30 protein-coding genes and 2 pseudogenes are annotated in these 20032 nt (G+C 57.5%); 25 read left to right on the top strand and 7 right to left on the bottom strand.

Translation table 11 applies throughout. The annotated features are described in order from the left end of the window. The first annotated feature begins 15 nt into the window (after nt 1-15). The 10 genes and pseudogenes from AC1ROR_RS04890 to AC1ROR_RS04845 form a co-directional block, all read left to right on the top strand. Complete coding sequence (locus tag AC1ROR_RS04890) at nt 16-414, top strand: hypothetical protein (RefSeq protein WP_498588757.1); 399 nt, start codon at nt 16-18, stop codon at nt 412-414. After that, nucleotides 392-733 carry a hypothetical protein gene (locus tag AC1ROR_RS04885; protein ID WP_476764168.1) on the top strand — a complete coding sequence of 114 codons (342 nt, stop codon included), beginning with the start codon at nt 392-394 and terminating at the stop codon, nt 731-733. Before AC1ROR_RS04890 ends, AC1ROR_RS04885 begins: the two co-directional genes overlap by 23 nt. A 1-nt stretch (nt 734) precedes the next feature. Further along, nucleotides 735-1082 (top strand): head-tail connector protein, encoded by a 348-nt coding sequence (locus tag AC1ROR_RS04880; RefSeq protein ID WP_498588756.1) that lies wholly within the window; start codon nt 735-737, stop codon nt 1080-1082. Continuing rightward, complete coding sequence (locus tag AC1ROR_RS04875; protein ID WP_498588755.1) at nt 1057-1248, top strand: hypothetical protein; 192 nt, start codon at nt 1057-1059, stop codon at nt 1246-1248. The genes AC1ROR_RS04880 and AC1ROR_RS04875 overlap by 26 nt, the downstream gene beginning before the upstream one ends. After that, the gene (locus AC1ROR_RS04870; RefSeq protein ID WP_498588754.1) at nt 1208-1564 is read left to right on the top strand and encodes a head-tail adaptor protein; all 357 of its coding nucleotides are present in this window, start codon (nt 1208-1210) and stop codon (nt 1562-1564) included. The genes AC1ROR_RS04875 and AC1ROR_RS04870 overlap by 41 nt, the downstream gene beginning before the upstream one ends. Next, on the top strand, nt 1561-2055 hold the full coding sequence (locus AC1ROR_RS04865) for an HK97 gp10 family phage protein (RefSeq protein ID WP_498588753.1): 495 nt from the start codon (nt 1561-1563) through the stop codon (nt 2053-2055). The genes AC1ROR_RS04870 and AC1ROR_RS04865 overlap by 4 nt, the downstream gene beginning before the upstream one ends. Then, nucleotides 2055-2465, top strand: a complete 411-nt coding sequence (locus AC1ROR_RS04860) for a DUF3168 domain-containing protein (protein WP_498588752.1) — start codon at nt 2055-2057, stop codon at nt 2463-2465. The genes AC1ROR_RS04865 and AC1ROR_RS04860 overlap by 1 nt, the downstream gene beginning before the upstream one ends. 34 nt (nt 2466-2499) lie before the next feature. Next, nucleotides 2500-2931 carry a phage tail tube protein gene (locus tag AC1ROR_RS04855; RefSeq protein ID WP_013636135.1) on the top strand — a complete coding sequence of 144 codons (432 nt, stop codon included), beginning with the start codon at nt 2500-2502 and terminating at the stop codon, nt 2929-2931. Between the two features lies 1 nt (nt 2932). After that, nucleotides 2933-3292 (top strand): hypothetical protein, encoded by a 360-nt coding sequence (locus tag AC1ROR_RS04850; RefSeq protein ID WP_498588751.1) that lies wholly within the window; start codon nt 2933-2935, stop codon nt 3290-3292. Nucleotides 3293-3312: 20 nt separating this feature from the next. After that, a pseudogene (locus AC1ROR_RS04845) lies at nt 3313-3492 on the top strand (phage tail assembly chaperone); the annotation flags it as partial. Here AC1ROR_RS04845 and AC1ROR_RS04840 read toward each other — a convergent pair. After that, entirely contained in the window at nt 3493-3786 is a 294-nt protein-coding gene (locus AC1ROR_RS04840; protein ID WP_498588750.1) for a hypothetical protein, read from the bottom strand. It lies immediately after the preceding pseudogene. Between the two features lie 14 nt (nt 3787-3800). Here AC1ROR_RS04840 and AC1ROR_RS04835 point away from each other — a divergent pair, with 14 nt between their 5' ends. Together AC1ROR_RS04835 and AC1ROR_RS04830 are read left to right on the top strand one after the other, a co-directional pair. Next, nucleotides 3801-6146 carry a phage tail length tape measure family protein gene (locus AC1ROR_RS04835; RefSeq protein ID WP_498588749.1) on the top strand — a complete coding sequence of 782 codons (2346 nt, stop codon included), beginning with the start codon at nt 3801-3803 and terminating at the stop codon, nt 6144-6146. Nucleotides 6147-6184: 38 nt separating this feature from the next. Beyond that, the gene (locus tag AC1ROR_RS04830; RefSeq protein WP_498589193.1) at nt 6185-6565 is read left to right on the top strand and encodes a hypothetical protein; all 381 of its coding nucleotides are present in this window, start codon (nt 6185-6187) and stop codon (nt 6563-6565) included. A 43-nt stretch (nt 6566-6608) separates the two neighbouring features. On the opposite strand, the pseudogene AC1ROR_RS04825 reads toward AC1ROR_RS04830, so the two are convergent. Next, nucleotides 6609-6761, bottom strand: a pseudogene (locus tag AC1ROR_RS04825) (aspartyl protease family protein); the annotation flags it as partial. A 233-nt stretch (nt 6762-6994) separates the two neighbouring features. After that, the gene (locus AC1ROR_RS04820; RefSeq protein WP_498588748.1) at nt 6995-7489 is read right to left on the bottom strand and encodes a YciE/YciF ferroxidase family protein; all 495 of its coding nucleotides are present in this window, start codon (nt 7487-7489) and stop codon (nt 6995-6997) included. 87 nt (nt 7490-7576) lie between these two features. On the opposite strand from AC1ROR_RS04820, the gene AC1ROR_RS04815 reads away from it, so the two are divergent. Beyond that, a complete protein-coding gene (locus AC1ROR_RS04815; RefSeq protein ID WP_498588747.1) occupies nt 7577-8221 on the top strand; it encodes a hypothetical protein in 645 nt (214 codons plus the stop codon). Here the strand turns inward: AC1ROR_RS04815 and AC1ROR_RS04810 are convergent, their stop codons facing one another. Both AC1ROR_RS04810 and AC1ROR_RS04805 read right to left on the bottom strand, forming a co-directional pair. Further along, the gene (locus AC1ROR_RS04810; protein WP_498588746.1) at nt 8222-8455 is read right to left on the bottom strand and encodes a hypothetical protein; all 234 of its coding nucleotides are present in this window, start codon (nt 8453-8455) and stop codon (nt 8222-8224) included. Nucleotides 8456-8475: 20 nt separating this feature from the next. Continuing rightward, a complete protein-coding gene (locus tag AC1ROR_RS04805) occupies nt 8476-8703 on the bottom strand; it encodes a hypothetical protein (RefSeq protein WP_019567280.1) in 228 nt (75 codons plus the stop codon). A gap of 97 nt (nt 8704-8800) precedes the next feature. Between AC1ROR_RS04805 and AC1ROR_RS04800 the strand changes: the two genes are divergently transcribed. Genes AC1ROR_RS04800 through AC1ROR_RS04775 form a run of 6 tightly spaced genes read left to right on the top strand, consistent with a single transcriptional unit; the run spans nt 8801 to nt 15133 of the window. Continuing rightward, on the top strand, nt 8801-9466 hold the full coding sequence (locus AC1ROR_RS04800) for a hypothetical protein (RefSeq protein ID WP_060641798.1): 666 nt from the start codon (nt 8801-8803) through the stop codon (nt 9464-9466). Beyond that, on the top strand, nt 9466-9894 hold the full coding sequence (locus AC1ROR_RS04795) for a GNAT family N-acetyltransferase (protein ID WP_498588745.1): 429 nt from the start codon (nt 9466-9468) through the stop codon (nt 9892-9894). The genes AC1ROR_RS04800 and AC1ROR_RS04795 overlap by 1 nt, the downstream gene beginning before the upstream one ends. A 58-nt stretch (nt 9895-9952) precedes the next feature. Further along, entirely contained in the window at nt 9953-12820 is a 2868-nt protein-coding gene (locus AC1ROR_RS04790) for a phage tail protein (protein ID WP_498588744.1), read from the top strand. 11 nt (nt 12821-12831) lie between these two features. After that, complete coding sequence (locus tag AC1ROR_RS04785; RefSeq protein WP_498588743.1) at nt 12832-13059, top strand: hypothetical protein; 228 nt, start codon at nt 12832-12834, stop codon at nt 13057-13059. Beyond that, nucleotides 13059-14693, top strand: a complete 1635-nt coding sequence (locus AC1ROR_RS04780; RefSeq protein WP_498588742.1) for a hypothetical protein — start codon at nt 13059-13061, stop codon at nt 14691-14693. Before AC1ROR_RS04785 ends, AC1ROR_RS04780 begins: the two co-directional genes overlap by 1 nt. Next, complete coding sequence (locus AC1ROR_RS04775; protein ID WP_498588741.1) at nt 14690-15133, top strand: hypothetical protein; 444 nt, start codon at nt 14690-14692, stop codon at nt 15131-15133. The genes AC1ROR_RS04780 and AC1ROR_RS04775 overlap by 4 nt, the downstream gene beginning before the upstream one ends. On the opposite strand, the gene AC1ROR_RS04770 is transcribed toward AC1ROR_RS04775, so the two are convergent. Continuing rightward, on the bottom strand, nt 15130-15333 hold the full coding sequence (locus AC1ROR_RS04770; protein WP_498589175.1) for a Rap1a/Tai family immunity protein: 204 nt from the start codon (nt 15331-15333) through the stop codon (nt 15130-15132). The two genes, AC1ROR_RS04775 and AC1ROR_RS04770, sit on opposite strands and share 4 nt — an antisense overlap. 245 nt (nt 15334-15578) lie before the next feature. Between AC1ROR_RS04770 and AC1ROR_RS04765 the strand changes: the two genes are divergently transcribed. The 5 genes from AC1ROR_RS04765 to AC1ROR_RS04745 all read left to right on the top strand — a co-directional run bounded on the left by AC1ROR_RS04765 (nt 15579) and on the right by AC1ROR_RS04745 (nt 18921). Continuing rightward, entirely contained in the window at nt 15579-16502 is a 924-nt protein-coding gene (locus tag AC1ROR_RS04765) for a glycoside hydrolase family protein (RefSeq protein WP_498588740.1), read from the top strand. Beyond that, nucleotides 16502-16735, top strand: a complete 234-nt coding sequence (locus tag AC1ROR_RS04760; protein WP_498588739.1) for a hypothetical protein — start codon at nt 16502-16504, stop codon at nt 16733-16735. Before AC1ROR_RS04765 ends, AC1ROR_RS04760 begins: the two co-directional genes overlap by 1 nt. A gap of 117 nt (nt 16736-16852) precedes the next feature. Next, entirely contained in the window at nt 16853-17197 is a 345-nt protein-coding gene (locus AC1ROR_RS04755) for a hypothetical protein (RefSeq protein WP_498588738.1), read from the top strand. A 3-nt stretch (nt 17198-17200) separates the two neighbouring features. Further along, the gene (locus AC1ROR_RS04750; RefSeq protein WP_498588737.1) at nt 17201-18703 is read left to right on the top strand and encodes an SGNH/GDSL hydrolase family protein; all 1503 of its coding nucleotides are present in this window, start codon (nt 17201-17203) and stop codon (nt 18701-18703) included. Between the two features lie 65 nt (nt 18704-18768). Continuing rightward, nucleotides 18769-18921, top strand: a complete 153-nt coding sequence (locus tag AC1ROR_RS04745) for a hypothetical protein (protein ID WP_498588736.1) — start codon at nt 18769-18771, stop codon at nt 18919-18921. A gap of 230 nt (nt 18922-19151) precedes the next feature. Here AC1ROR_RS04745 and AC1ROR_RS04740 read toward each other — a convergent pair whose 3' ends face one another. Further along, nucleotides 19152-19394, bottom strand: coding sequence for a hypothetical protein (locus AC1ROR_RS04740; protein ID WP_498588735.1), 243 nt, complete (start codon nt 19392-19394; stop codon nt 19152-19154). Nucleotides 19395-19473: 79 nt separating this feature from the next. On the opposite strand from AC1ROR_RS04740, the gene AC1ROR_RS04735 reads away from it, so the two are divergent. Beyond that, the gene (locus tag AC1ROR_RS04735; protein WP_498588734.1) at nt 19474-19845 is read left to right on the top strand and encodes a Rha family transcriptional regulator; all 372 of its coding nucleotides are present in this window, start codon (nt 19474-19476) and stop codon (nt 19843-19845) included. Nucleotides 19846-20032: the final 187 nt, after the last annotated feature.

Genomic DNA, 20032 nt, shown 5'->3' with positions numbered 1-20032 from the left:
CGCTAGGAGGCGAATATGACCGACTACATCAAAGTGAAGCCGCTAAAGACGTTTGACAACGGCTCCGGCCTGAAGACTGCAGATAGCGAGCCTTTCCCGGTTGAAAGAGGTGAGGCGAATGCGCTTAAAGCCCTCGGCCTAGTCGACATTGTCAGTGAGGCCAAGGTTGAAGCCACCGTTGAAGATGACGACGCAGAGGAAGCCCGCGACAATAGCGCCGATGGCGACGCTGCCGTGGCAGTCGAGCCCACAAACGGCGATGCGCCAGCAGATACCGCAAGCGAGCCGCCAGAACAGGTGACGGAAACGCTTTCTACGGACGCTCCAGCTACCGATGGTGAGCCGGCGCCTGACGCCAAGCCGTCGAAGCGCAACAAAAAGGACAAACCCGATGCTGACAACGAAGGCTCGTAAGCAAAGGGTCGCGTCCTATATCGGCGCCGGTATCGTCAACGGTATCGGCTCACCGGTGAATTCTGTCGCACCAGCCATCACGGGCACCGCACAGGTTGGCCAGACGCTTACGGCAACAACCGGCACATGGTCTGGTTCCCCAACTTATGCGCGGCAGTGGTTTGCTGCTGGCGTCGCGATTTCTGGCGCTACTGCTGCCACCTATGTTCCCGTTGCTGGCGACGTTGGAAAGGCCATCACGGTCCGCGTCACGGCAACGAATGACAAGGGCAGTGTGCCTGTCACAAGCGCGCCTACGGCCGCAGTAGTGGCGGCCTGATATGGCCATCGTCGATCTCGAAACCGTCAAAAAGCATCTCCGTGTCTTTCATGAAGATGAAGATACGGAGATCGGCCTCTATCGCGACGCCGCTGAAAGCATCGTGGCGCAGCATCTTGATCGTGAAGTTGTAGCCGTAGGCGAAACGCCCACGGCTGCCGACGGCATTGCAGCAACGCCTGCTATCGTGTCGGCGATCCTTCTTGTGACCGGAGATCTCTACGAGGTGCGCGAGCCTGACCCGAAGGCAGTGGGTGACGCAGTCCTTCCGCGTGCCGTAAGGATGCTTTTGGCGCCGTGGCGTATCTGGCGAACAGTGCAGGATGACTATGTGGCTCCGCTTCCATGAACCGTTCGACTGGCGCCAGCCAGGCTTCACCATCGCCTATCCGGTCGGCCTCTACAACGTCACGCGCAAGTGCGCCGAGGCTGCAATAGCGGCCAAGGCTGCTGAACTCACCAGGGATCGACCCAATGCCAAAACGCAAGAGGGCGGGCGCAGGCTCGCTGAGTGAGCGCATCGGCTTTGAGGCCGAGGATGAGGGCGATGATGGGTATGGTGGCGTAGTGGTCGGATTCGCGGAGCAATTCGTAGAGCCAGCACGTCTTGAGCCGCGCGTCGGCAGCGAGCCTGTGATTGCAAGCCGCCTTCAGGGCTTGCAGCCCTACACCATGACCGTCCGCAGCAACGAACGCACGCGCACTATCACGTCCGCGTGGCAGGCGCGGAATAAGCGGTCTGGCGTGGTCTACGCAATCAAGACTGCGGTCAACATCGACGAACGCAATCAGTGGATCGAGCTGCTTGTGGTGCAGGGGGAGGCGGGGTGATCAAGGCGAAGGTTCTGGGCCGCGAAGCGCTGACGAAAAAGCTCAATCAGATCGCTCCGCTCGCCAACAAGTACGCCGCCGAAGCGAAGCTACAGATCGCTACCGAAGCCGCCGATAAAATCTCCGACCGAGCGCCGATAAGTAACAGCGCAACGGCTGGCGACTACGCTGCCTCAATACAGGGCGCCAAGATTTCCGACAGACCGACTGCGAAAGCGCTTGTCGGCGCATCGGCCAGCAAGGATCCGGATGCGACTGGCGTTTTCGCTGCGTGGATTTGGCACTTTCTGGAATTCGGCACACGGCCGCATAACGTTGCGAAGGGTGGCGGTACGGTTGCCGGCAAGAAGCAAGCGGCCGGCGCAAAAATGCACCCTGGCACGCGGGCGCAACCGCATATTTTCCCGACGTGGCGAGCATTTAGAGCAAAAGCGAAGAAGCGCATCAACGACGCCGTCTGGCGTGGCGTAAGGGAGGCCATGAAAAAGTAATGGCTAACCCAGATCTAGAATTACAGGGCGCCATCGTTGCGAGACTGAAGGCGCGCCCCGCGCTGACGGCTATTGTCGCACAGCGTATTTACGACCGCCCTCCGACCAATGCGGCGTTTCCTTACGTCGAATACGGCGAGAGCCAGGTCATAAGGGATGATGTCGGCTGCTTAAAGTCGAACCTCATCTACGTGACGATCCACGTTTGGTCGCAGTACTCCGGAGGCTTCAAGGAGCTGAAGGAAATCATTCACGAGGTTATAGAGGCTCTGGATGAAGCGCCCTTAGCGCTGCCCTCACATCGATTGATATCGATCACGCGGCAAGACACCCGTCATTTCAAAGACCCGGACGAAGTCACGACCCACGGTGTCGTCGAGTTTGTCGCTCGCGTCGAGACACCGGCCTGATTGGCCACCAACCCCTACTTTTTGAGGTTTACAAATGGCCGACGGTCAACAGATTGGTCGTACGCTGCTTATCCAGATTGGTGACGGCGAAACTCCTGAAGTCTTTTCGAACCTGTGCGGTCTCACGACCCGCAGTTTCAATATGTCCGCCAATGAGGTCGACACGACCATCACGGACTGCGTCAATCCAGAGAATACGCCGCAGAAAACAGCAGAGCCGGGCATCAAGAACCGCACATTCTCTGGTTCCGGCAAGTTCGTTAAGAGCGCTTCTAACACAGCGTTCATGACTCACGTCAACGATGCGACCAAGTTCAATGCCAAGGTAATCGTGCCTGGCCTAGGTACTTACACCGGCCCTTGGTTCGTTTCTGAATTCGAGTTCAGCGGCGAGATGGAGGGTAACATGGAATTCACGGCCACGTTCGTTGCTGCCGGCGTTCTGACGTTCGTTGCGGAGGTGTAATTTGGCTGATGCTGAAAAGCCGTTCCCGCTTGAAGTGAATGGAGCTCGTGGGGAGGTCGGCCTGTGGGTCGGCAAGGAACCGCTGGTCATCGTCGCGGAGATGGGTGGACTTGCTGCCGTGTCTACTCGCCTGTCGTGCAAGAGCATGTCTGATTTATTTCTTCGCCTTTCCGGCGTCGAGCCGGCCGCTACTGTGGCCGCACTTGACCTTCTTACCGTGCGTGGCGACAAAGTCGCGGCAATTGGCGCGCTGAAGCTCAAGCACTTCGGCGCCGTAGCCAAGGCGATCTCTGAGGCATTGTCCCATCATTTTGATGAGGAAGACGAGGGAAACGGGGAAGCCGCTCAAAAGGCGGCGTAGAAGAACCTTTCCCGTGGCGCGATTGGCAAAAGATCGCATTCGGCGGCCTCGGCTGGACCCCAGGAATATTCTGGGCGTCTAGCTTGACCGAGTTCACCCTTGCGGTGAAAGGGAAGGCCGAAGCGAACGGAGCCAAAAAGTCCGTGGCGCCGCCGTCTGACGAAGAAATGGATGAATTGATCAAGAAGTACGGTGGTTGATCAACGTTCAGCAGCAAGCTGCTGTTTGTACGTGATGTAGCCGTTCTCACGGCACCAATCGCGCAGGCGCTTTGCGTCGCCCAGTTGCCAGGCATAAAGCGGGCTCAGGCTCTCCTTGCAGCGCTCCACCTTGACCATCTCAGTGTCCCCCGCGGCGGGGATGCTGGGTGGTGTCCGAACTTGGCCGATGACGCTGTTTTGTGATGCAAAGAGCAGTGCCGCCGTCGCAACTCCAGAATGCAAATATTTCACTATATCCATCCTTCTCGGCTCGCCATTGGCGGGCTTTTTCACGTTAGGACACCGACTTGGCCGGCAACAACAGTGATGATCTGATTATCTCAATCAGCACCGACCTTGCAACCGTAAAGCGTGCGCTGAATCGGCTGGTGTCGGACGTAGGCGCGGCATCTAACGGCATTGAGAAACGTTTTGCGGCTACCGGTAAGTCGATCAACAACTCGCTCACCACCTCGATGCAGGATCGCATCAACAGCATGGTGGGCATCGGGACGACGGCAGCAAAAGAATGGAACGGGGTTCTCGCTGATCAGCAGAAAGAGCTTGATCGCCTCCGCGCCAAATACAGCCCGTTGTTCGCAACAATTTCGAATTATAAGAACGCGGTCGCCGAAATTCGGCAGGCCCATGCCGCCGGCGCAATTTCTGCCAACGAGATGGCGTCTGCGATTCAGAGAGAGCGACAGGCGGCACTTGCGTCGACCGCGGCCATTAGGGGTCGCAACGCGGCTCTTAAAGCGGGGTCCACAAGCGCGGTCGGTGCTGGAAGCTGGAATACCGCTAATATCGCTGCGCAATTTCAGGACATCGGCGTCACTGCAGCTATGGGCATGTCACCCATCCAGATTGCTTTGCAGCAGGGCACGCAGCTTTCAGCGGTTCTGCAGCAGATTAAAGATAGCGGGCAGGGCGTTGGCAAGGGGCTGGCCGCCGCTTTCGGGCAACTGATTTCTCCCCTTTCGCTAGTAACGATCGGCACTATTGCTGCCGGAACGGCGGCCCTTCAGTACTTCTACAATGTGATGACTGAGGGCGATAAGTCCGCGGAAGTGCTGAAGGAACAAGCGGCGCTCATTTCGTCTGTCGCCGAACGCTGGGGCGATGCGATCCCGGCCCTTCGGGAGTACGCTGACGAGCTGAAGCGAGCGCAAAATGTTGTTGACCTGAAAGAAGGTGCCGAGATCATCAACGCGAAGACACTGGAGGGTGTGAGGGCGGAAGTTGATAAGGCAGTCGTTTCATTCGCGGATCTGCTCGACCTACTTAGGCTGGCAGGTGAAAAGACAGACACGATAACCAACCTTCAGGTCGCGTTCGATAAGTTTGCAGGGTCTGCCGAAGAAGGAAAGGTACAGACCGAAGAAGTTAAGCGCGTACAAGACGCGCTAGTGGCTGCTATTAACGGGACGGGTCTGCAAGCTGCGTCTGACTTCGCCGACAAGTTCAATGATCTGGCTGCTGCTGCACTCGTGGCTGCCGGCAACGTTCAAAAGGTCAATGATGCCACGTCAAGAATGACTGACATCACAACCTGGCGCAGCTACAATCCCAACAGCGGGAAGCTTGAGACCAACGCCGACCCTTGGGCGGAGAACATTCAGAATCCTGGTTTTATGACGCCAGAGTTCGGCCCGACACCAGATCGACGCCCGTCCGATCTGGACACAGACAAAAACAGGGGTTTCGGCACACCGAAGCGGGCGAGAACTCCGCAAAAGACCGCATCCGACCGCTTCGCAGAAGACCTTCAGGCAGTTCGCGATCGAACCGAAGCGTTGCGCCAAGAAATGAACCTTATTGGCTTGTCCAATGAGGCTCAAGTCAAGCGCCGTACGGCCCTTGACCTAGAGCAAAAGGCACTCGCTGACCTTCGCGAAGAGGCGCGCAAGAAGGGCGAAAAAGACTTGGAAAGCATCACGCTTTCGCCCGACAAGATTGCTGCAATCGAGCAGGAGTCTGCTGCATATGCTCGGCAATCCGAGGCGCTTAGAAAAGCGCAAGAGGAACAGCAGAAGCTGAACGAGTGGAACAACGTCGCGAGAGACGCAACGCGCGGCTTCATCGACGATTTGATCCATGGCGAGAGTGCTGCGGATGCATTTGCTGGCGCGCTCAGTCGGATCGGCGACGCACTACTCGACGACGTGCTCGCCAGCTTGTTCAAGGTAAACAGTGCAGCTGGCGGCAGTGGGGGGCTCCTAGGCGGACTGCTTGGTCTTTTCGGCGGTGGGGCATCTCGGTACGCCGGCCTGTCAGGCGGCCTTTTCTCAGAAGGTGGCTTCACTGGTCCGGGCGGCAAATACCAGCCTGCCGGCATCGTGCACAAAGGCGAGGTTGTGTGGTCGCAAGCCGATGTGGCGCGGGCCGGTGGAGTAGGGGCAGTTGAAGCGCTCCGCAAAGGCTACGCCAACGGCGGCCCGGTCGGGATCTCGGTTCCGTCAATCCCGTCGCTGCGCCCGGCAAACGACAATGCCGTAAAGGTCAACTACGCGCCTGTCATTGACGCGCGCGGGGCTGATGCTGAGGCTGTGGCCCGACTTGAGAGGGTAGTCGCAAAGCAGGGCGCCGAAATGCAGGGCCGCGTCGAGGCGGCTGTGCGATCGGCTCAAAAACGAAACGTGAAGTTGGGGTAGGGCGGCTTCGGCCGCTTCAACTGTTTTAGGAGATGGATATGAAACGTCGAAGCTTCTTCGCGGCCCTGCTTGCTGCACCATTCATCCCCTATGCTGCGAAGTCCGCGCAGGCAGCAAAGGCTCCGTTCATAATTCAGGACGGAGTGTTGTACCTCAACGAGGTGAAGGTGAATTCTCTTTCTGCGCTGTCTGGTGTGCTCGGCAACGTCGATATTACCGGCTGCTGTTACACAAGCCCGCTCAGCGTTGGGAGTTCTAACATTGAGGTGGATCGACCCTTCGAAGACGGGCAACCTGTTGAGATGGTGAGTATTCTAAGGCCAGATGGTTCAGTAGAATCCGTCCCAAGACTACATCGAAAGGTAATCCTAAAGGACGGCATTCTCTATGAACAAATCGGACGTCTGTCAGGTCATTGATGCCGACAATTGCGAGGCTCCCCTCGTAAATCGGTTGCCCGGCTGCCCCATTAACATGGGTTAATCCGACAACTGGTAGATTGAGGCGACCAGCAAGTTCAGGATCTATGTAAATGTGATCCGCCCCGGTATCCACTGCCGCCCATACCAACTCACCTTCGGATCGTTCCGAACCGTTCGACCTCGGGAAGACCATCACCTGGACGCAAGGATGGCGCATAAACTCTTCCGTAGAAGTTCCTTCACGGCGCAATAATGAGATGTCTGCAAACATAAAATCCCCCTTCTGGCTTGGCGCTAGAAAAGGAGCATGGATGCAATCGGGAGTCGAGCGGAAAGGCGTTGCCGACACCAAAGTCGTGCGCTGTATCGGCCGATCAACCGCGCAAAAAAAAGGCCTCCCTAATCGGGAGGCCTTGGCAACCGACTTTAGGCGGCTTTCTTTGCAGCCGACCTCTTGTTGATTGACGTGACCGCGAGGTTGGTCAGCTTGTTGTTCGTCGCCTTTTCCTGATCGAGGATTTCGCTCAGGATTTTGTGCGCTTCATCATGGCCGAGATCCTTTGCCCATTCGCGAAGCGAGCCGTAACGGGCGATCTCGTAGTGCTCTACTGCCTGGCACGCAGCGAGAAGTCCAGCGTCGAGCGCGGTTCCCTCGGCCTCTTCCATAAGACCGTCGGCTTCTTTGATTAAGCCTTCAATCGCATCGCACTTTTCGCCTGACGCCTTCTTTCCGATGGATTTGAAGACCTGATCGAGCTTCTTGATTTGATCTTTCGTCTCCGCGAGGTGATCTTCGGCGGCCTTCTTCAGCTCGGCGCTTTTGGCTGCCTTGGCGACCTTGGGCAATGCCTTCGTGATCGCATTCTCGGCGTAGTAGACGTCCTGCAACGTGTGCTCAAAAATTTCCGCAAGCGTTTTCATGGCTTCCTCCGGTGCTTGATTGCTCCCGGGGGAAATGCGTGGTTGCGAGCTTTGTTCCTTTGCTGTCACTTAACGGCGGAATCCACAATGACAATCACATACCCGCTCCCAGCTTCGTTTTTCGACGAGTTCCCAGGCTGGTCGACCGAGTTCAATCTGCTTTGGCGGCAAGAACAGTCGCGCACAGCTGGCGGTAGAACGGTCGTCAAGGACATGGGATCGCCGCTTTGGCAGATGACGGCACAATCTCGCTCGATGAAGCCGAACGAACTGGACTACTGGCGTGCGCGGCTCACCAGCTTGGAAAACGGGCTCAAGACCTTCCGCGCATTCCCGAAGTCGCGCTGCTTCCCGGTGGCGTATCCAAACGGTAGCTGGCCAACCGGTGGCGCTTTTGCCGGTGTGGGGCAGGTGGCAACCATCGCATCAAACCGCAAGGCTATCTCGCTCTCAGGTCTGCCGGTTGGCTACCAGGTCTCGATCGGCGATTACATCCAGATCGGCGACAAAGACTTGCACATGGTTATGGAGCCTATGACGGCAAGCGCAGGTGGCGTGACGACGCAGTTTGAGGTTCGTCCGCATCTGTGGCCGGGGGTGGCGGCGCCTGTCGCCGCTGCGCTGGTCACGCCTTCCTGCATCATGGCAATCGTGCCTGGTTCAATCTCGACGACTGCCGACATGGCAACGGGTCGCGGCACGGTCACGTTTCAGGCGATTGAGACCAGGTAGTCATTGAATTTTCACCCCGAAATGCGCCGCGATCATTTTCGATTCACGCGTGCCCTCGGCAACTTCACGATCAAAGCACTTCGCGTACAGCTCGGTGCCCTTCTTCTCACTGCAAGCGCGCTCGGCATTCCTGTTGACCGCTTTTTTCCAGTCGAACGGCTCTGACTTTACGATGGGACCTTGTTGGCAAGCAGTGAGGCACGCGGCCGATAGCGCGACAATTAAGTACTTCATGAAATCTCCGGAGCAAAATCTCAACGCGGTTGCACATGTGCGTAACGAGCCATGATGCCGTCATAGAATTTTTTACGGCCGCGAACTTCTCGCTCGTAACACGTAGCAAACTGCTCCTTCCCTTTCGTGGTGCGGCAGTAGCGATCGGCGCCGTCTTCAATGGCCCTCTGCGCTTTCCATTCCGTAGGCGTTTGGGTCTGGCATGCGGTGAGCGTCAAAGCCGCAATGGCTAGAAAAAAGTACTTCATGAAATCCCCCAGTGACGGCGGGATTAATGCTCAACTTTAAGTCTGTGTCTAGGCCACCTCAGGTGGCTTTTTGGTGTCAGATCCCAACGGGAAATCAATGAGAAACATCTCAGCAGAAAACCTTGCTGCGCTTGAAGCGCGGCAGCTGGTGGCTCGCGACTTCCTCTGGTTTGTCGCGCGAGACCGGGCAACTGGCGCGCCGGTCACCGATGGCATGTGGTCGGACGTCGGCAATGTGTCTGCGGCTGTCGTTCATCCAGACACGGGCTTGCCTGTCACGCGTGACTGGTACGGATCCGGCACACTGGTCCAGATCGATGACATTCCGCTCGTCGCCAATCTGTCGGTGCAGAACGTCAACATCCGCCTGTCTCAGGTTAGCGAGCACGTTCAGACGTTGGTCCGCCTGTACGACTGTAAACAGGCTCGCGTCGAGATCTACCGCGGCTTGTTCGATCCGGATAGCCGCCAGATGGTCGCGCCGGCAGAGTGCCGTTTCGTAGGCTTTGTCGACACAGTCACCATCACGACGCCAAGCGAAAACGAGGAGGGCAGCGTGACGATGGTTTGCGCCAGCCATACTCAGGAAATGACGCGCTCCAATCCGTCGACGCGCAGCCATGCTACGCAGGTTCTGCGGCAGGCCGGTGATGCATTCTACACCGATGCGGACACCTCGTCCGAGTGGGAGTTCTTCTGGGGTTCCGAAAAGGGCAAGGTCGCGACGCAGCCGAAGCGCAAGAAATTTCTTGGGATCTTCTGATGGATGTTCGATTTGCTACTGCCGAAGACCGCGACCGCGTGGTCGCGTTGTTGCGCGACAGCCATGAGGCCGCTGGCTTCACATTCCCGTTTCAGGCGGCTTACGCAGACCAGCTGTTTCAGCAGCACCTAGCGTCCGAAAAGGCCTGCGTGATCGTGGCCGGTAAGCCAGCGCAAGGCGTTCTGATGGCGGTCGCTTTTGATCACCCGTTCGGCGCTGGTCGCATCGCCAAGGAAACGGTCTGGTTTGTGACGCCAGAGGCCCGCGGACGTGGCGCGATTAAGATGCTCGATGCCTATGAGGTGTGGGCACGATCGGTCGGCTGCGTCTCTGTCGGTATGGCGTCTCTCACCACAAATGACGTCTCCCGCCTCTACGAGCGGCGCGGCTACAGCGCTGTCGAAACACACTTCATGAAGCCGCTCTAGCGGCATTCCTTCGGCGCGACCCGCGCCCCGCGCGCAAGGCGCATCCCAAGGAAAATCGATGGCTATTTTCACTTCCATCGCCACGGCGATCGGCAGCGCGCTGGGATTCGGCGCCGCGTCGTTCTTCGTGACGGCTACGGCGTTTGCTCTGAAGGCGGTGGCGGGTCTTGGCCTTAGCCTTCTCGCGCAGTCTCTCGCAGGCAAGCCAAAAGACCCGACGTTCTCTATCAACGGCACACTGCAAGGCGGCGGCGATATTTCGCGCTCCTTCATCATGGGCCGCACGGCTACCGCTGGCTCTCTGGTATTCGTCAACACCTGGGGACAGGACGGCGACACGCCGAACGCTTACCTGACGCAGGTTATTGCGCTGTCGGACATGCCGGTGCGCGGTCTCGCTGAAGTCTGGGTCAACGGCGAGCGCGTGACGCTCGGCGGCCTGACGGATCGTGGCTATGCGGTCAACGAATACCCGGACAGCCTCTGGGTCAAGTTCTACGATGGCACGCAGACAACGGCACACAGTTTCCTGTTTACGTCCGTGTCGAACGGCAACAGGTGGTGGAACCCGGATCGCATTGGCAGGGGCGTTGCTTACGCCATCGTCACTGCGCGCGTGTCCAAGAACATGTTCTCCGGTGTGCCGTCCTTCAAGTTCGTGCTTGAGGGTATGCGCCTCTACGACATCTCGCGTGACAGCACGCAAGGCGGCGTAGGTTCCCAGCGTTATGCCGATCCTGCCACGTGGGGCGGAGACGGCGACTTCCTGCCGGCGGTGCAGATCTACAATCTTCTGCGCGGCATCACCCATAACGGCCAGTGGTTTTATGGCCTGCAGAACCTTTCATCTGCCCGTCTGCCTGCTGCCGCGTGGATTGCGCAGATCGAGAAGCACCGCGCCGGTATTCAGGAATCCACCGGTATCGTAAACACCTACCGGAGTGGTGGGGAAATCCAGGTCGAGGCTCCGCTGACCTCTGCTGTGGAGGCGCTCCTCACAGCGTGTCAGGGCAAGATTTCCGAAGTTGGTGGCGTCTATTATCTTCACTCCGGTGCTCCTGACGCTCCGGTCATTGCCTTCACCGATGACGATATCCTGTCGACGGAAGAGCAGGAGTTTACGCCGTTCCTCGGGCTTGCCGATACCATCAACGGTGTTTCGGCTAACTATCCTTCGCCGGCAGATGGGTGGGTCGCAAAGACTGCACCGCCCCTCTATCGCACCGACCTTGAAGCAATCGACGGCAATCGCCGTCTTATGGCTGATGTCGACCTGAACTTCGTTCCATACCCGGAGCAGGTTCAGCGCTTGATGAAATCGGCACTGGAGGAGGCCCGTCGCTTCCGCCGGCATACGATTGTGCTGCCGCCGAAGTTTTGGGCATACGCGACGCCGGGAACAGTGTTTTCGTGGACGTCTGAGCGCAACGGCTACATCGCCAAGCTGATGCGGATCGACGGCGTTGCCGATCGCGCCAACCTTGATGTGATGATCGACATCACCGAGGTGGATCCGAGTGATTACGACTGGAGCACGGATACCGAATTCAAGCCTCCGGTTGATGGTCAGATCGGTGTCATTCGCCCAACGCCGCAGCCGATTGTTGATTGGTTCGTGGAACCCGCAACGGTCAAGGATAGCACCGGTCAGGATCGCCGGCCCGCGATTCGCCTGACGTGGGATAATAGCAATGGCCGTCTCGACGATGTCATAGGCATTGAGTACGAGGTGCGGCTGCAGGCAACGCTGGAGAAGATCTCCGAAGGCCGAACGGATCAGCCGCAGGTTGGCTCGATGCTGATTTCGCAAGGACTGCTACCAGCCGAAAGCTACGTCGTCCGGGGGCGCTATATTCCCGGTGGCGACAGGCCGGTGTTGTGGTCTGGATTTATTCCGGTCATCACGCCGAACATCCTGCTTTCCGATAAGGATGTGTTCGTTGATGTCGATCTGTCGAACATCGAGGACGCCCTTGGCTGGCTCCGCAACAGCACCAGAACAGCACAGGACGCAATCGACGGGTTGATATCCGGAATGATGGAGCTTTCTGTTGTCGCTTATAAGGACACCCGAAAGCTCGCGAGAGAACTGTCCGTCGAACTTGGCGCGGCCCGCGCTGAATATCGAGAGGATATCCAGCTTGCCGTGAATGAAACCGTGGCGGTCGCCGGCAAGGTGGAAAGCCTGACGGCGGCGCTGGGCGGCAATACCGCTTCGATCAACATCGCATGGGCAGCGGTCGCGGCTCCCGTTGGTTACTCGGCGCGTTACGGTATTACTGCTGCTGTCAACGATGAGAACTACCGTGCGGCATCATTCCTCATGGACGTGCCATCGAACCCGGCGAACCCCACTCGCATCATCATGAAGGCCGGTCAGGTCGTCATGGTGAGCGATGACGACGCCACGATAAAGCGGCCGTTCGTTTTCCAGTCGGGTGTTCTCTATCTTGATGAGGTGAAGGTCAACCAGTTGTCGGCGCTGTCGAGTGTGCTTGGAAACGTCGATATTTCGAACGCCTACATCGGCAACCTTGTTGTTGGAAAGTCCAACATTCAGGAAGGCATCGTCGTTGCTTATGAAGTCGCCGCAGTTGGGACGTTTTCGACGTTCTCCCAGACCTACGTGACCGCTGGTTCCTTGACCATAAACCACGGCTCTGGATCGCCTCTGATCGAGATTTCGATCTCCGGACTCCTCGGTTTTACTCAATGCCAGTATCGCGTCATTTCAGCGAATGATGGCGCGACAATCTACGAGTGGCAATCCAACGACGTGCGGACCATGTCGATACTGCGCCCCCACACACCACCGTCAGGGCGAACATCCACCACCTATGAATTTCAAATTCGAGCAACGGCGCCATCGACAAACGTCGGTATCGACAACTTGTTCATGCGCGTCATGGCGATCAAGCGGGCGTAGGACGAAATACAATGACAACCGGCAACACGATGCAGGTCGACGCTCTCGTCGCCCTGCAGGAAGCAGAAGTGCGCGAAGGTTTTTTGAAGCAGCGGACCTTGCTGCTTGGTCAACACCTCTCGATGCAGAAGCAGGAAAACCAGATCCTTCTCGACAAGATCAACGGGCTTGAAGCCGAGCTGCGCCTTGCGAAAGGCGAGGGCGATCCCGTCGACACCGGAAACGGAGCATCCAAATAATGGCTAACACCACATGGTACGGCGACGGAACGGCAACGATCGCCGTCGGCTCTCGCACCGTTACCGGCACGGATACTGGCTGGCTGACGCCAGTAGCCGGCATGACGCCGATCAAGGCCGGTGATAAGTTCGGCATTCACGTCGGCCGTCCTATCGTGATTGAGACCATCGTCAGCAACACTGAGCTCTTGCTAGCCGACGACTGGCCCGGTCCGGCGCAGACTGATGCGCCGTACAAGATCGAGTTGACGAACCCGACCATCGTTGCCGTCGAAACAATGCGGCGGTTGATGCTCAGCCTGAGCGGCGGCAATCTTGATAGCCTGTCTGAAATTACTGTTGGCACTGACGATATACCGATCGGTATCGGCCCGGGTGTCTTCGGCACGATCAAGAAATTCGAGCTGAAGGATGGCGTTCAGTTCGATGAAGCAGTTGCTACGCTCGCGGAGCGCGCGGCCTACGATGCATCCGCTGAAGGCTTTAGAGTGCTGGTGGCCAACATCGGCGATGGACGTACGGCGGTATACATCAAAGAGTCGGCGGCGTCGGGCGATTGGAGCGTTCCGTACTACATCACCGGTCCAGTCGGTCCGTCTGGACCTTATACTGAGATAACGATTGGCCCAACGACGACTCTTCCGGCCGGATCGTCAGCAACGGTTACGGTGGTCCCCATTGATGCCGACACCATCCGGCTGGACTTCGGCTTGCCGAAGGGGCTGGATGGGACGGGAACCGGTGATGTAGTCGGCCCGAACGGCGGCACTACAGCAAAACAGGTTGCGGGCTTTGGCTCTACGACTGGCAAAGCGATCGTCGGGCTAACGCCTGCTGAGGTTCGTTCCTTTGCGGCGGTGCCAATCAGCAACTTCCGAAACAAGATCATGAACGGTCTGGGGGCGCTTAATACCCGTGGCGTTAGCGGTCCGGTCACCCTTGCTGCCGGTGCGTTCGGGCATGACAGAATGAAGGCTGGCGCTTCAGGCTGCACATATACTCCGACTACGGTGAACGGGGTGACCACATTCGATATTACGGCCGGATCGCTTCAACAAACCATGGAGGCGCGCGGTTTTGCAGGACAAACAGGACGATACTGGCTTTCTTGGCTTGGAACGGCACAGGCTCGTATCAATGGCGGCTCATATGGTGCCTCCGAAACCCTGTTTGTGGATGTTGATGCCTCTGCAAATGTCACCGTGGAGTTTGGAGTCGGGAGTTTCTCTCTTCCGCAATTCGAACTAGGCTATGTCAGCGCGTTTTCTGGTCGACCGCACGTTGTTGAGGAAATGCTATGCCGGCGCTTCCTCCCTGGCATCAAGTCTGACGGCGCTGGCACGATCCCGACTTTCGGCTTCGCCGTGAATGCATCCGGCGCAGTGTTCACTGTCCCGTTCCCCGTCAAGGCAAGGATAAAGCCCACGGGGCTTGTTGTGGCTGGCTCGGCCTCTTTCACAACGTTCGCATCCGATCAGTCTGTAACCGGATGGACCTTCGGCGGACAAACGTCCGAGGTCGCTGGCGAGGTTTCAATATCCACGTCAGGCTCCGGTTACACCCCGTCACATTCCGGATGGCTCCGCGCGAGCGGTGGCGCTTTGAACATTTATTTCACAGGGGCTGATCTATGAGTAGATGGACGCTTGCGACACCGCCCGAATACGAAGGCGAGGCGGTCGCCTTCCGCGTGCTGGAAGATGGCACACACGAAAGCTGCCTAGTGTCATCGGCAGAGTATGTCGCGTGGCTAGAGGCGGGAAACACGCCTCTGCCGTACACCGGCAGCAATACGCCAACACCCACCATCAACGAGTACGAAAACGCCATTCAGAACCTTGTCGATAGCACCGCTCGCGAGCGTCAGTTCCGAGATGGCGTGACGCTGGCCTCTTACATCGGATCGACAAAACCAAAATGGGCGGCCGAGGCACAGGCTTTCGTCGCGTGGCGCGATAACGTTTGGTTCTACGCTTACGGCGAACTTGCAAAGGTGCAGGCCGGTCAGCGCCAGCAGCCGACCGTCGAGCAGTTTCTGGCGGAAATTTCGCCCATCGCTTGGCCGGTGGCCTAATTGCATGGAAATGCGTCAATGAGCGACTTCAGTACAACATACCCTAGCTGATTTGCCATTCGGCTTCCATCGTCAGGGTGGCTGTCGATAAATCGGCGGACAATGTCTACATGCTGATCTGAAGTGATTGCGAGTTTTGATGGGGGACAGAAAGCCCTCTGGCCTCCGTTTACCGAGAAGTATGAGTTTGCCCACCCCATACCATCGGCCAGCGAAGCCACACGGAGCTTAACGAGGCCAGCATCTTCATTATCAAGCAATACGTCTCGGACAGTTTGCGCGATAGAATCGGTAGGCGACGCAAACAACCCCACAATCAGCACCCATTGAACCTTCATACCGCCAAGCCCCCGAGCCAGTGAAGTCAGAGCGAACTTAAATCATGGACGGGTGCGGCGCCAGTTAGTCAAGACTGAACTTTTCGCTTCATCACCAAGGAACACCCATGCCAATCACCAAAATCTCCACACAGGGGAGGGCTTTCGTGCGCTTGCATGAGGGCAATCCACTTACCTGCTATCTCGACCCCGTCAGCATTCCGACGATCGGCACTGGCTTTACGATGCGCAGCGATTCCGTGCGCCGCGAATTGGCAAAAATCGGCATTACCAAGCTCGTTCCGGGCAAAACTAAGATCACCGCCGCGCAGAGCGATGCCATCCTCGACGCCGTGCTTGCTGCTGAATACGTTCCGGCCGTGGTTGCAGGCTCTCCTGAGAACCGGAAGCAGCACGAGCTGGACGCCGCCGCATCGGTGACATTCAACCTCGGCGTCGGCGCCATGAAATGGACGTGGGCCGAATACTGGCGCAAAGGCCAGATCAAAAAGGCCGCCGCTCACCTCGCCAGCAACTACAATACCGCAAAAGGCAAGAGACTGCCGGGACTGGTGCGTCGTCGAAAGGAAGAGGCCCTGCTTTTCGAGAAGGGCATCTACACTGGTGTCGGCGTGACAAAGGAAGCCACGCCAGAACCTTCCAAGCAGCCTGACCCAGTCGTTAAAGAAGCGCAGGAGCTTTTGACTGCGGCTGGCCTCAATCCCGGCGCCATCGACGGCTGGATGGGCGAGAAGACCAAAGCCGCGGTCATCGCCTACCAGAAGGCGCACCCGCATCTCATCGCCGATGGCATCATCGGTCCCGCCACGCTTGCTCAGCTTCGGCGCGATGCTGGGGCTGCAAAAGAGGCAGTGACAAAGGGCGTCGGCTCCGCCGCGAGCTCGGGCTTGCTGGCCTTTGTCGCCGGCCTTCCCTGGGGCTGGATTGTCGCCGGCGTCGCAGTTGCTGCCGTTGCTTATGTCGCCTATCGCAATCGCGATGTGATCGCCCGCCGCTGGAATAGCTGGCGCGGCAAGGAGGTGGTGGTTTGATGATCATCGCCAAACTCAAAGGCTGTCTAGCCGGAATCGGTACGGCGCTCGCGATCCTCGTGGGCGTCTTTTTGTATGGCCAGAGGGCAGGGCGCTCCGCGGCAAAGGACGAACAGGCCACAGCAAATGCCAAGGCCATCAAGAACGCCGGGGATGTCGAAAATGAAATCAGAAACCTGGATGACGCTGGCGTTGATGGCGCTCTTGGCAAGTGGATGCGCGACAAGCGGTAGCTATTGCGACATAGCGCGGCCGGTACGTCCTTCCGTCGACGACCAAATGACGCCAGAGACAAAGCGACAAATCCTCACCGAGAACGAAAAGCTGCAGAAGCTTTGCGGGGTGAGGCCATGAGCGGTCCCGAAATCATGGCCGTCGCCGTCTTCTTCATCACTGTTTTCGGCTTTCTGTTCGGCCTCTGGAAATACGTCGACGCCAAGATCAGCGCTGCGAAGACCGAGGCGTCTGCGGCAGCGTCAGCTGCATCGGCGATGGCATCTTTGGCGAGGGAAGAACTCGCCGCTCATCGCCTGCATGTTGCTGAGACCTACGTTTCCAAGTCCGGCCTTCGTGAGCAGACAGAGCAAATCATGGGCGCTATCGGCGCCGTGAAGGATGCCGTCGACAAGATGACGCTGCGCGTGGACCGCATCGTCGAAAATCAATCAAAGCCGCGCGCGACGCGGGCAGGATAAAGCATGGCTAGACAAGGAAATTCATCTTCCGCGCGTCATGCGCGTATGCGGGCGACTGCGAGTTACATCGGGGCTGGGGTTGTTGGCGGGGCAAAGTTACCCTTGGCACTACCTGTCGCACCATTGTTGTTTGCTGGAAGCGCTAAGCTTTACGGTTGGGCTGGAAGCGCTGCAAAGATTGCCCGCAATGCCAATCCATCGACGCCCGCGACCTTTGGGTGGGCGGCAGATAACCGCCTCGACCTTGCGGCGATTGAGACCTATGTCGGCGGCGTCAATTTCTTTGCCAGGGCAGATACCTTTTTCGATCAGTCTGGAAACGGGTACGATCTGGTTCAGACGGTTGATGGCGCGCGCGGAGCCATTCGCAGATCACAGATTACTGGTGGCGGCCTTCCTTTCGTCGGCGGCCCCAACGTCCAATACCCTATCCCTGCTGGCCTTTCCGTGGACCGGGCCAATCATTCGGTCTTTCTGGTCTTCAAGCCAAGGTTGGCGAGGGCCGCTTATTACTGGCTCAGGCTCGGTACGACGCTGCAATTTGGCACGGATGCGCCGGATGTCAGTGTCTCAGGTGGTGGCTTCCGCGTGTATGACAGCGCCAACAACGTTCGGAAAACTGCAAGCCGTGCGCCGAAAACATCTGGCGTATCCATCATCGGCTATTCCAGCGGTGCATCCGACGTGAAGATGTACAATAACCGGAAGATCGAGACGATTGCTGGCGCATTCGCTTCCGGCACGTTGACCGGTGGCAATGTCGAAAATGGTAACGGCTATAGCGAAATCATGGCGGTGGTCATCTTCCCCCGAGCGCTGACCGAAACTGAGATGGCATCTGTTGGCCGGCAGTTGGAAGCAGTGGCGGCGATCCAGATCGGACAGACCAAGGGTGTGTTCATGATCGGCGATAGCATCACCGCTGGGCAGGGCAGCATTGCCACTTACGTTTCCGGTCTTGGAATGTCGGCAACTGAACCAGATCAGCTTTTCGGGGCGCTCGGAAGTCCTTCGGATGTGGGCGTGTTCAATTGCGGTCAGCCGTCGATCCCGATCACCTCCCTCAATGGAACGAATGCTCGCAATCGCATCAAAGAGCTGATGGACGGATACCCCGAAATCACCAAGCGGGTGGCCCGTGTTCATGCCGGCATCAATGATCTGCGCGCAGGCTCGACCGACACGACGGTCTATAATGCCATCGTGGCGTATTGCACCTGGTTGCGCACTCAGGGCGTAAAGGTGATCGTCTCGACCATCAACACCCAGGTTATCGACGCAACTTACACCCAGCAGGCTGAAGACCGTCGGGTATTGATCAACAACCAGATACGCACCAACTGGCCGACGTTTGCGGATGACATAGTGGATTACGCCAACATTCCAGAATTGGTCGATCCAAATAACGGAACCTATTACGCGTCTGACAAGCTGCACCAGACGGCGCAGACATATCAACTAAAGTCTGCCCTAGTCGCCCCGAAAATACTGACGCTTCTTGCCTGACGGTAAAGCAACGGTTTTAGTTTTATACTAAAATAAAAATCTTCATTACTTTAGGAGATTTGAAAATGGATAAATCAAAACTGATGGCGATTGAGGATCACCTTAAGGCCGCGTTGCTGCTGGCGGAACAGGCGAACATAGGCCTGCTAATATACTTGCTAAATATGATCCTGATGGACGTAAGGGACAGGCTCTCAGGGAAGGTAAAAGAAAACTAACAAGCCTATCTCCACTCGCACGTCGCTTTAGGCCGACGGTCGAGGCGCTCAACCCGCTTGCCGAGAGGTGAGCGGGTCTTTTTCTTTGTGAGGGTAGTGCTCCCAGCAATGCCAGGTGGATTTCTCAGCCTTCGACCGACTGAAACCAAAGCCGCCCCATTCCTTACACCCCGGATGCTCGCACCAGTGGTTCTCATGGATGCCGTCTCCGGCTTTGCTGGATTGGTCACTCACAGGTAGGCGTCTCCGGTTATGTCCAATGGTCCCCGCGACGTCTCAATCAGCGGCCAGCGGACTTTCTTCTTCCATTCTGACAAAGCTTCGTCTGGAGATGTGCAAAACACCCACTCGATGAAGGCATCAGAAATGTTGGGGTGGTCGTAGAGGATGGCGGCGATGCCTTTGCGCTCGCTGAACAACACCTGAATCCTCGCTCCGGTCGGAATGTCGTCGTCATCGGCCCAGAGTTCCATGGCGACATATCCCGAATAGGCGGTGGGGTCGGATTCCCTATCAACTTCGGCGACCAGGCGCTTATCTAAATGTTCGTGAGTGCTTCAGGACATCAGGGAGCTTGAATGCAGTGTCGATTTCCATCGGCACAATTTCGTGCCGTTTAAAATCAACGACTTAACGGGAGTTTCGACATCCCACTACGAGACAACAAAAGACGGCTTCACCTTCCTCGCCATTGGCTTCGCCGGCACGAAAGCGGCTCGCTTCAAAGAAGCCTACATCGCGCAGTTCAATGCGATAGAAGCCGAGCTTCGGGAGCGCGACGACGAGCCGCAGATAGTCTCCTACACGCCAGAGGCGGAGGCCGGCCTTCTCGTCGGGCAGGCGCGGCGGGATGAAAATTATTTTGCCGCCGCAGGAACGTCGCCACGGTTCGAGGGTTCTCCAAGTCCAGCACTCAAAATTTGATCGGATTCCCGGATGGCTGCGGAAAAGACATTGCATGACGTGTTGCCTGACGGGCTCGAGGACATCGGCTTTTCCGCAAACCAGACACTGAAGGCCCAGCCGAAAATGGCGTGAGCCGCCCACTCTGTTCGGGCCGCCTTTCAGGGCGGCTTTTTCATTTCCGGGCCGCGATAGGCCCATTCCAGTT

Source organism: Agrobacterium sp. GW821-FHT14E08 (genome assembly GCF_058803865.1).
The sequence above is the reverse complement of the archived record's forward strand: the minus strand, read 5'-3'. Positions and strand labels throughout refer to the sequence as shown.

Excerpts from the sequence above, each read along its gene's own strand:
- AC1ROR_RS04880 (WP_498588756.1), top strand. The coding sequence starts at position 735 with ATGGCCATCGTCGATCTCGAAACCGTCAAAAAGCATCTCCGTGTCTTT.
- AC1ROR_RS04760 (WP_498588739.1), top strand. The coding sequence starts at position 16,502 with ATGATCATCGCCAAACTCAAAGGCTGTCTAGCCGGAATCGGTACGGCG.
- AC1ROR_RS04890 (WP_498588757.1), top strand. The coding sequence starts at position 16 with ATGACCGACTACATCAAAGTGAAGCCGCTAAAGACGTTTGACAACGGC.
- AC1ROR_RS04785 (WP_498588743.1), top strand. The coding sequence starts at position 12,832 with ATGACAACCGGCAACACGATGCAGGTCGACGCTCTCGTCGCCCTGCAG.
- AC1ROR_RS04780 (WP_498588742.1), top strand. The coding sequence starts at position 13,059 with ATGGCTAACACCACATGGTACGGCGACGGAACGGCAACGATCGCCGTC.
- AC1ROR_RS04775 (WP_498588741.1), top strand. The coding sequence starts at position 14,690 with ATGAGTAGATGGACGCTTGCGACACCGCCCGAATACGAAGGCGAGGCG.
- AC1ROR_RS04770 (WP_498589175.1), bottom strand. The coding sequence starts at position 15,333 with ATGGGGTGGGCAAACTCATACTTCTCGGTAAACGGAGGCCAGAGGGCT.
- AC1ROR_RS04740 (WP_498588735.1), bottom strand. The coding sequence starts at position 19,394 with ATGGAACTCTGGGCCGATGACGACGACATTCCGACCGGAGCGAGGATT.
- AC1ROR_RS04815 (WP_498588747.1), top strand. The coding sequence starts at position 7,577 with ATGACAATCACATACCCGCTCCCAGCTTCGTTTTTCGACGAGTTCCCA.
- AC1ROR_RS04885 (WP_476764168.1), top strand. The coding sequence starts at position 392 with ATGCTGACAACGAAGGCTCGTAAGCAAAGGGTCGCGTCCTATATCGGC.
- AC1ROR_RS04830 (WP_498589193.1), top strand. The coding sequence starts at position 6,185 with ATGAAACGTCGAAGCTTCTTCGCGGCCCTGCTTGCTGCACCATTCATC.
- AC1ROR_RS04755 (WP_498588738.1), top strand. The coding sequence starts at position 16,853 with ATGAGCGGTCCCGAAATCATGGCCGTCGCCGTCTTCTTCATCACTGTT.
- AC1ROR_RS04870 (WP_498588754.1), top strand. The coding sequence starts at position 1,208 with ATGCCAAAACGCAAGAGGGCGGGCGCAGGCTCGCTGAGTGAGCGCATC.
- AC1ROR_RS04750 (WP_498588737.1), top strand. The coding sequence starts at position 17,201 with ATGGCTAGACAAGGAAATTCATCTTCCGCGCGTCATGCGCGTATGCGG.
- AC1ROR_RS04745 (WP_498588736.1), top strand. The coding sequence starts at position 18,769 with ATGGATAAATCAAAACTGATGGCGATTGAGGATCACCTTAAGGCCGCG.
- AC1ROR_RS04810 (WP_498588746.1), bottom strand. The coding sequence starts at position 8,455 with ATGAAGTACTTAATTGTCGCGCTATCGGCCGCGTGCCTCACTGCTTGC.
- AC1ROR_RS04860 (WP_498588752.1), top strand. The coding sequence starts at position 2,055 with ATGGCTAACCCAGATCTAGAATTACAGGGCGCCATCGTTGCGAGACTG.
- AC1ROR_RS04795 (WP_498588745.1), top strand. The coding sequence starts at position 9,466 with ATGGATGTTCGATTTGCTACTGCCGAAGACCGCGACCGCGTGGTCGCG.
- AC1ROR_RS04805 (WP_019567280.1), bottom strand. The coding sequence starts at position 8,703 with ATGAAGTACTTTTTTCTAGCCATTGCGGCTTTGACGCTCACCGCATGC.
- AC1ROR_RS04875 (WP_498588755.1), top strand. The coding sequence starts at position 1,057 with ATGACTATGTGGCTCCGCTTCCATGAACCGTTCGACTGGCGCCAGCCA.
- AC1ROR_RS04800 (WP_060641798.1), top strand. The coding sequence starts at position 8,801 with ATGAGAAACATCTCAGCAGAAAACCTTGCTGCGCTTGAAGCGCGGCAG.
- AC1ROR_RS04790 (WP_498588744.1), top strand. The coding sequence starts at position 9,953 with ATGGCTATTTTCACTTCCATCGCCACGGCGATCGGCAGCGCGCTGGGA.
- AC1ROR_RS04820 (WP_498588748.1), bottom strand. The coding sequence starts at position 7,489 with ATGAAAACGCTTGCGGAAATTTTTGAGCACACGTTGCAGGACGTCTAC.
- AC1ROR_RS04855 (WP_013636135.1), top strand. The coding sequence starts at position 2,500 with ATGGCCGACGGTCAACAGATTGGTCGTACGCTGCTTATCCAGATTGGT.
- AC1ROR_RS04765 (WP_498588740.1), top strand. The coding sequence starts at position 15,579 with ATGCCAATCACCAAAATCTCCACACAGGGGAGGGCTTTCGTGCGCTTG.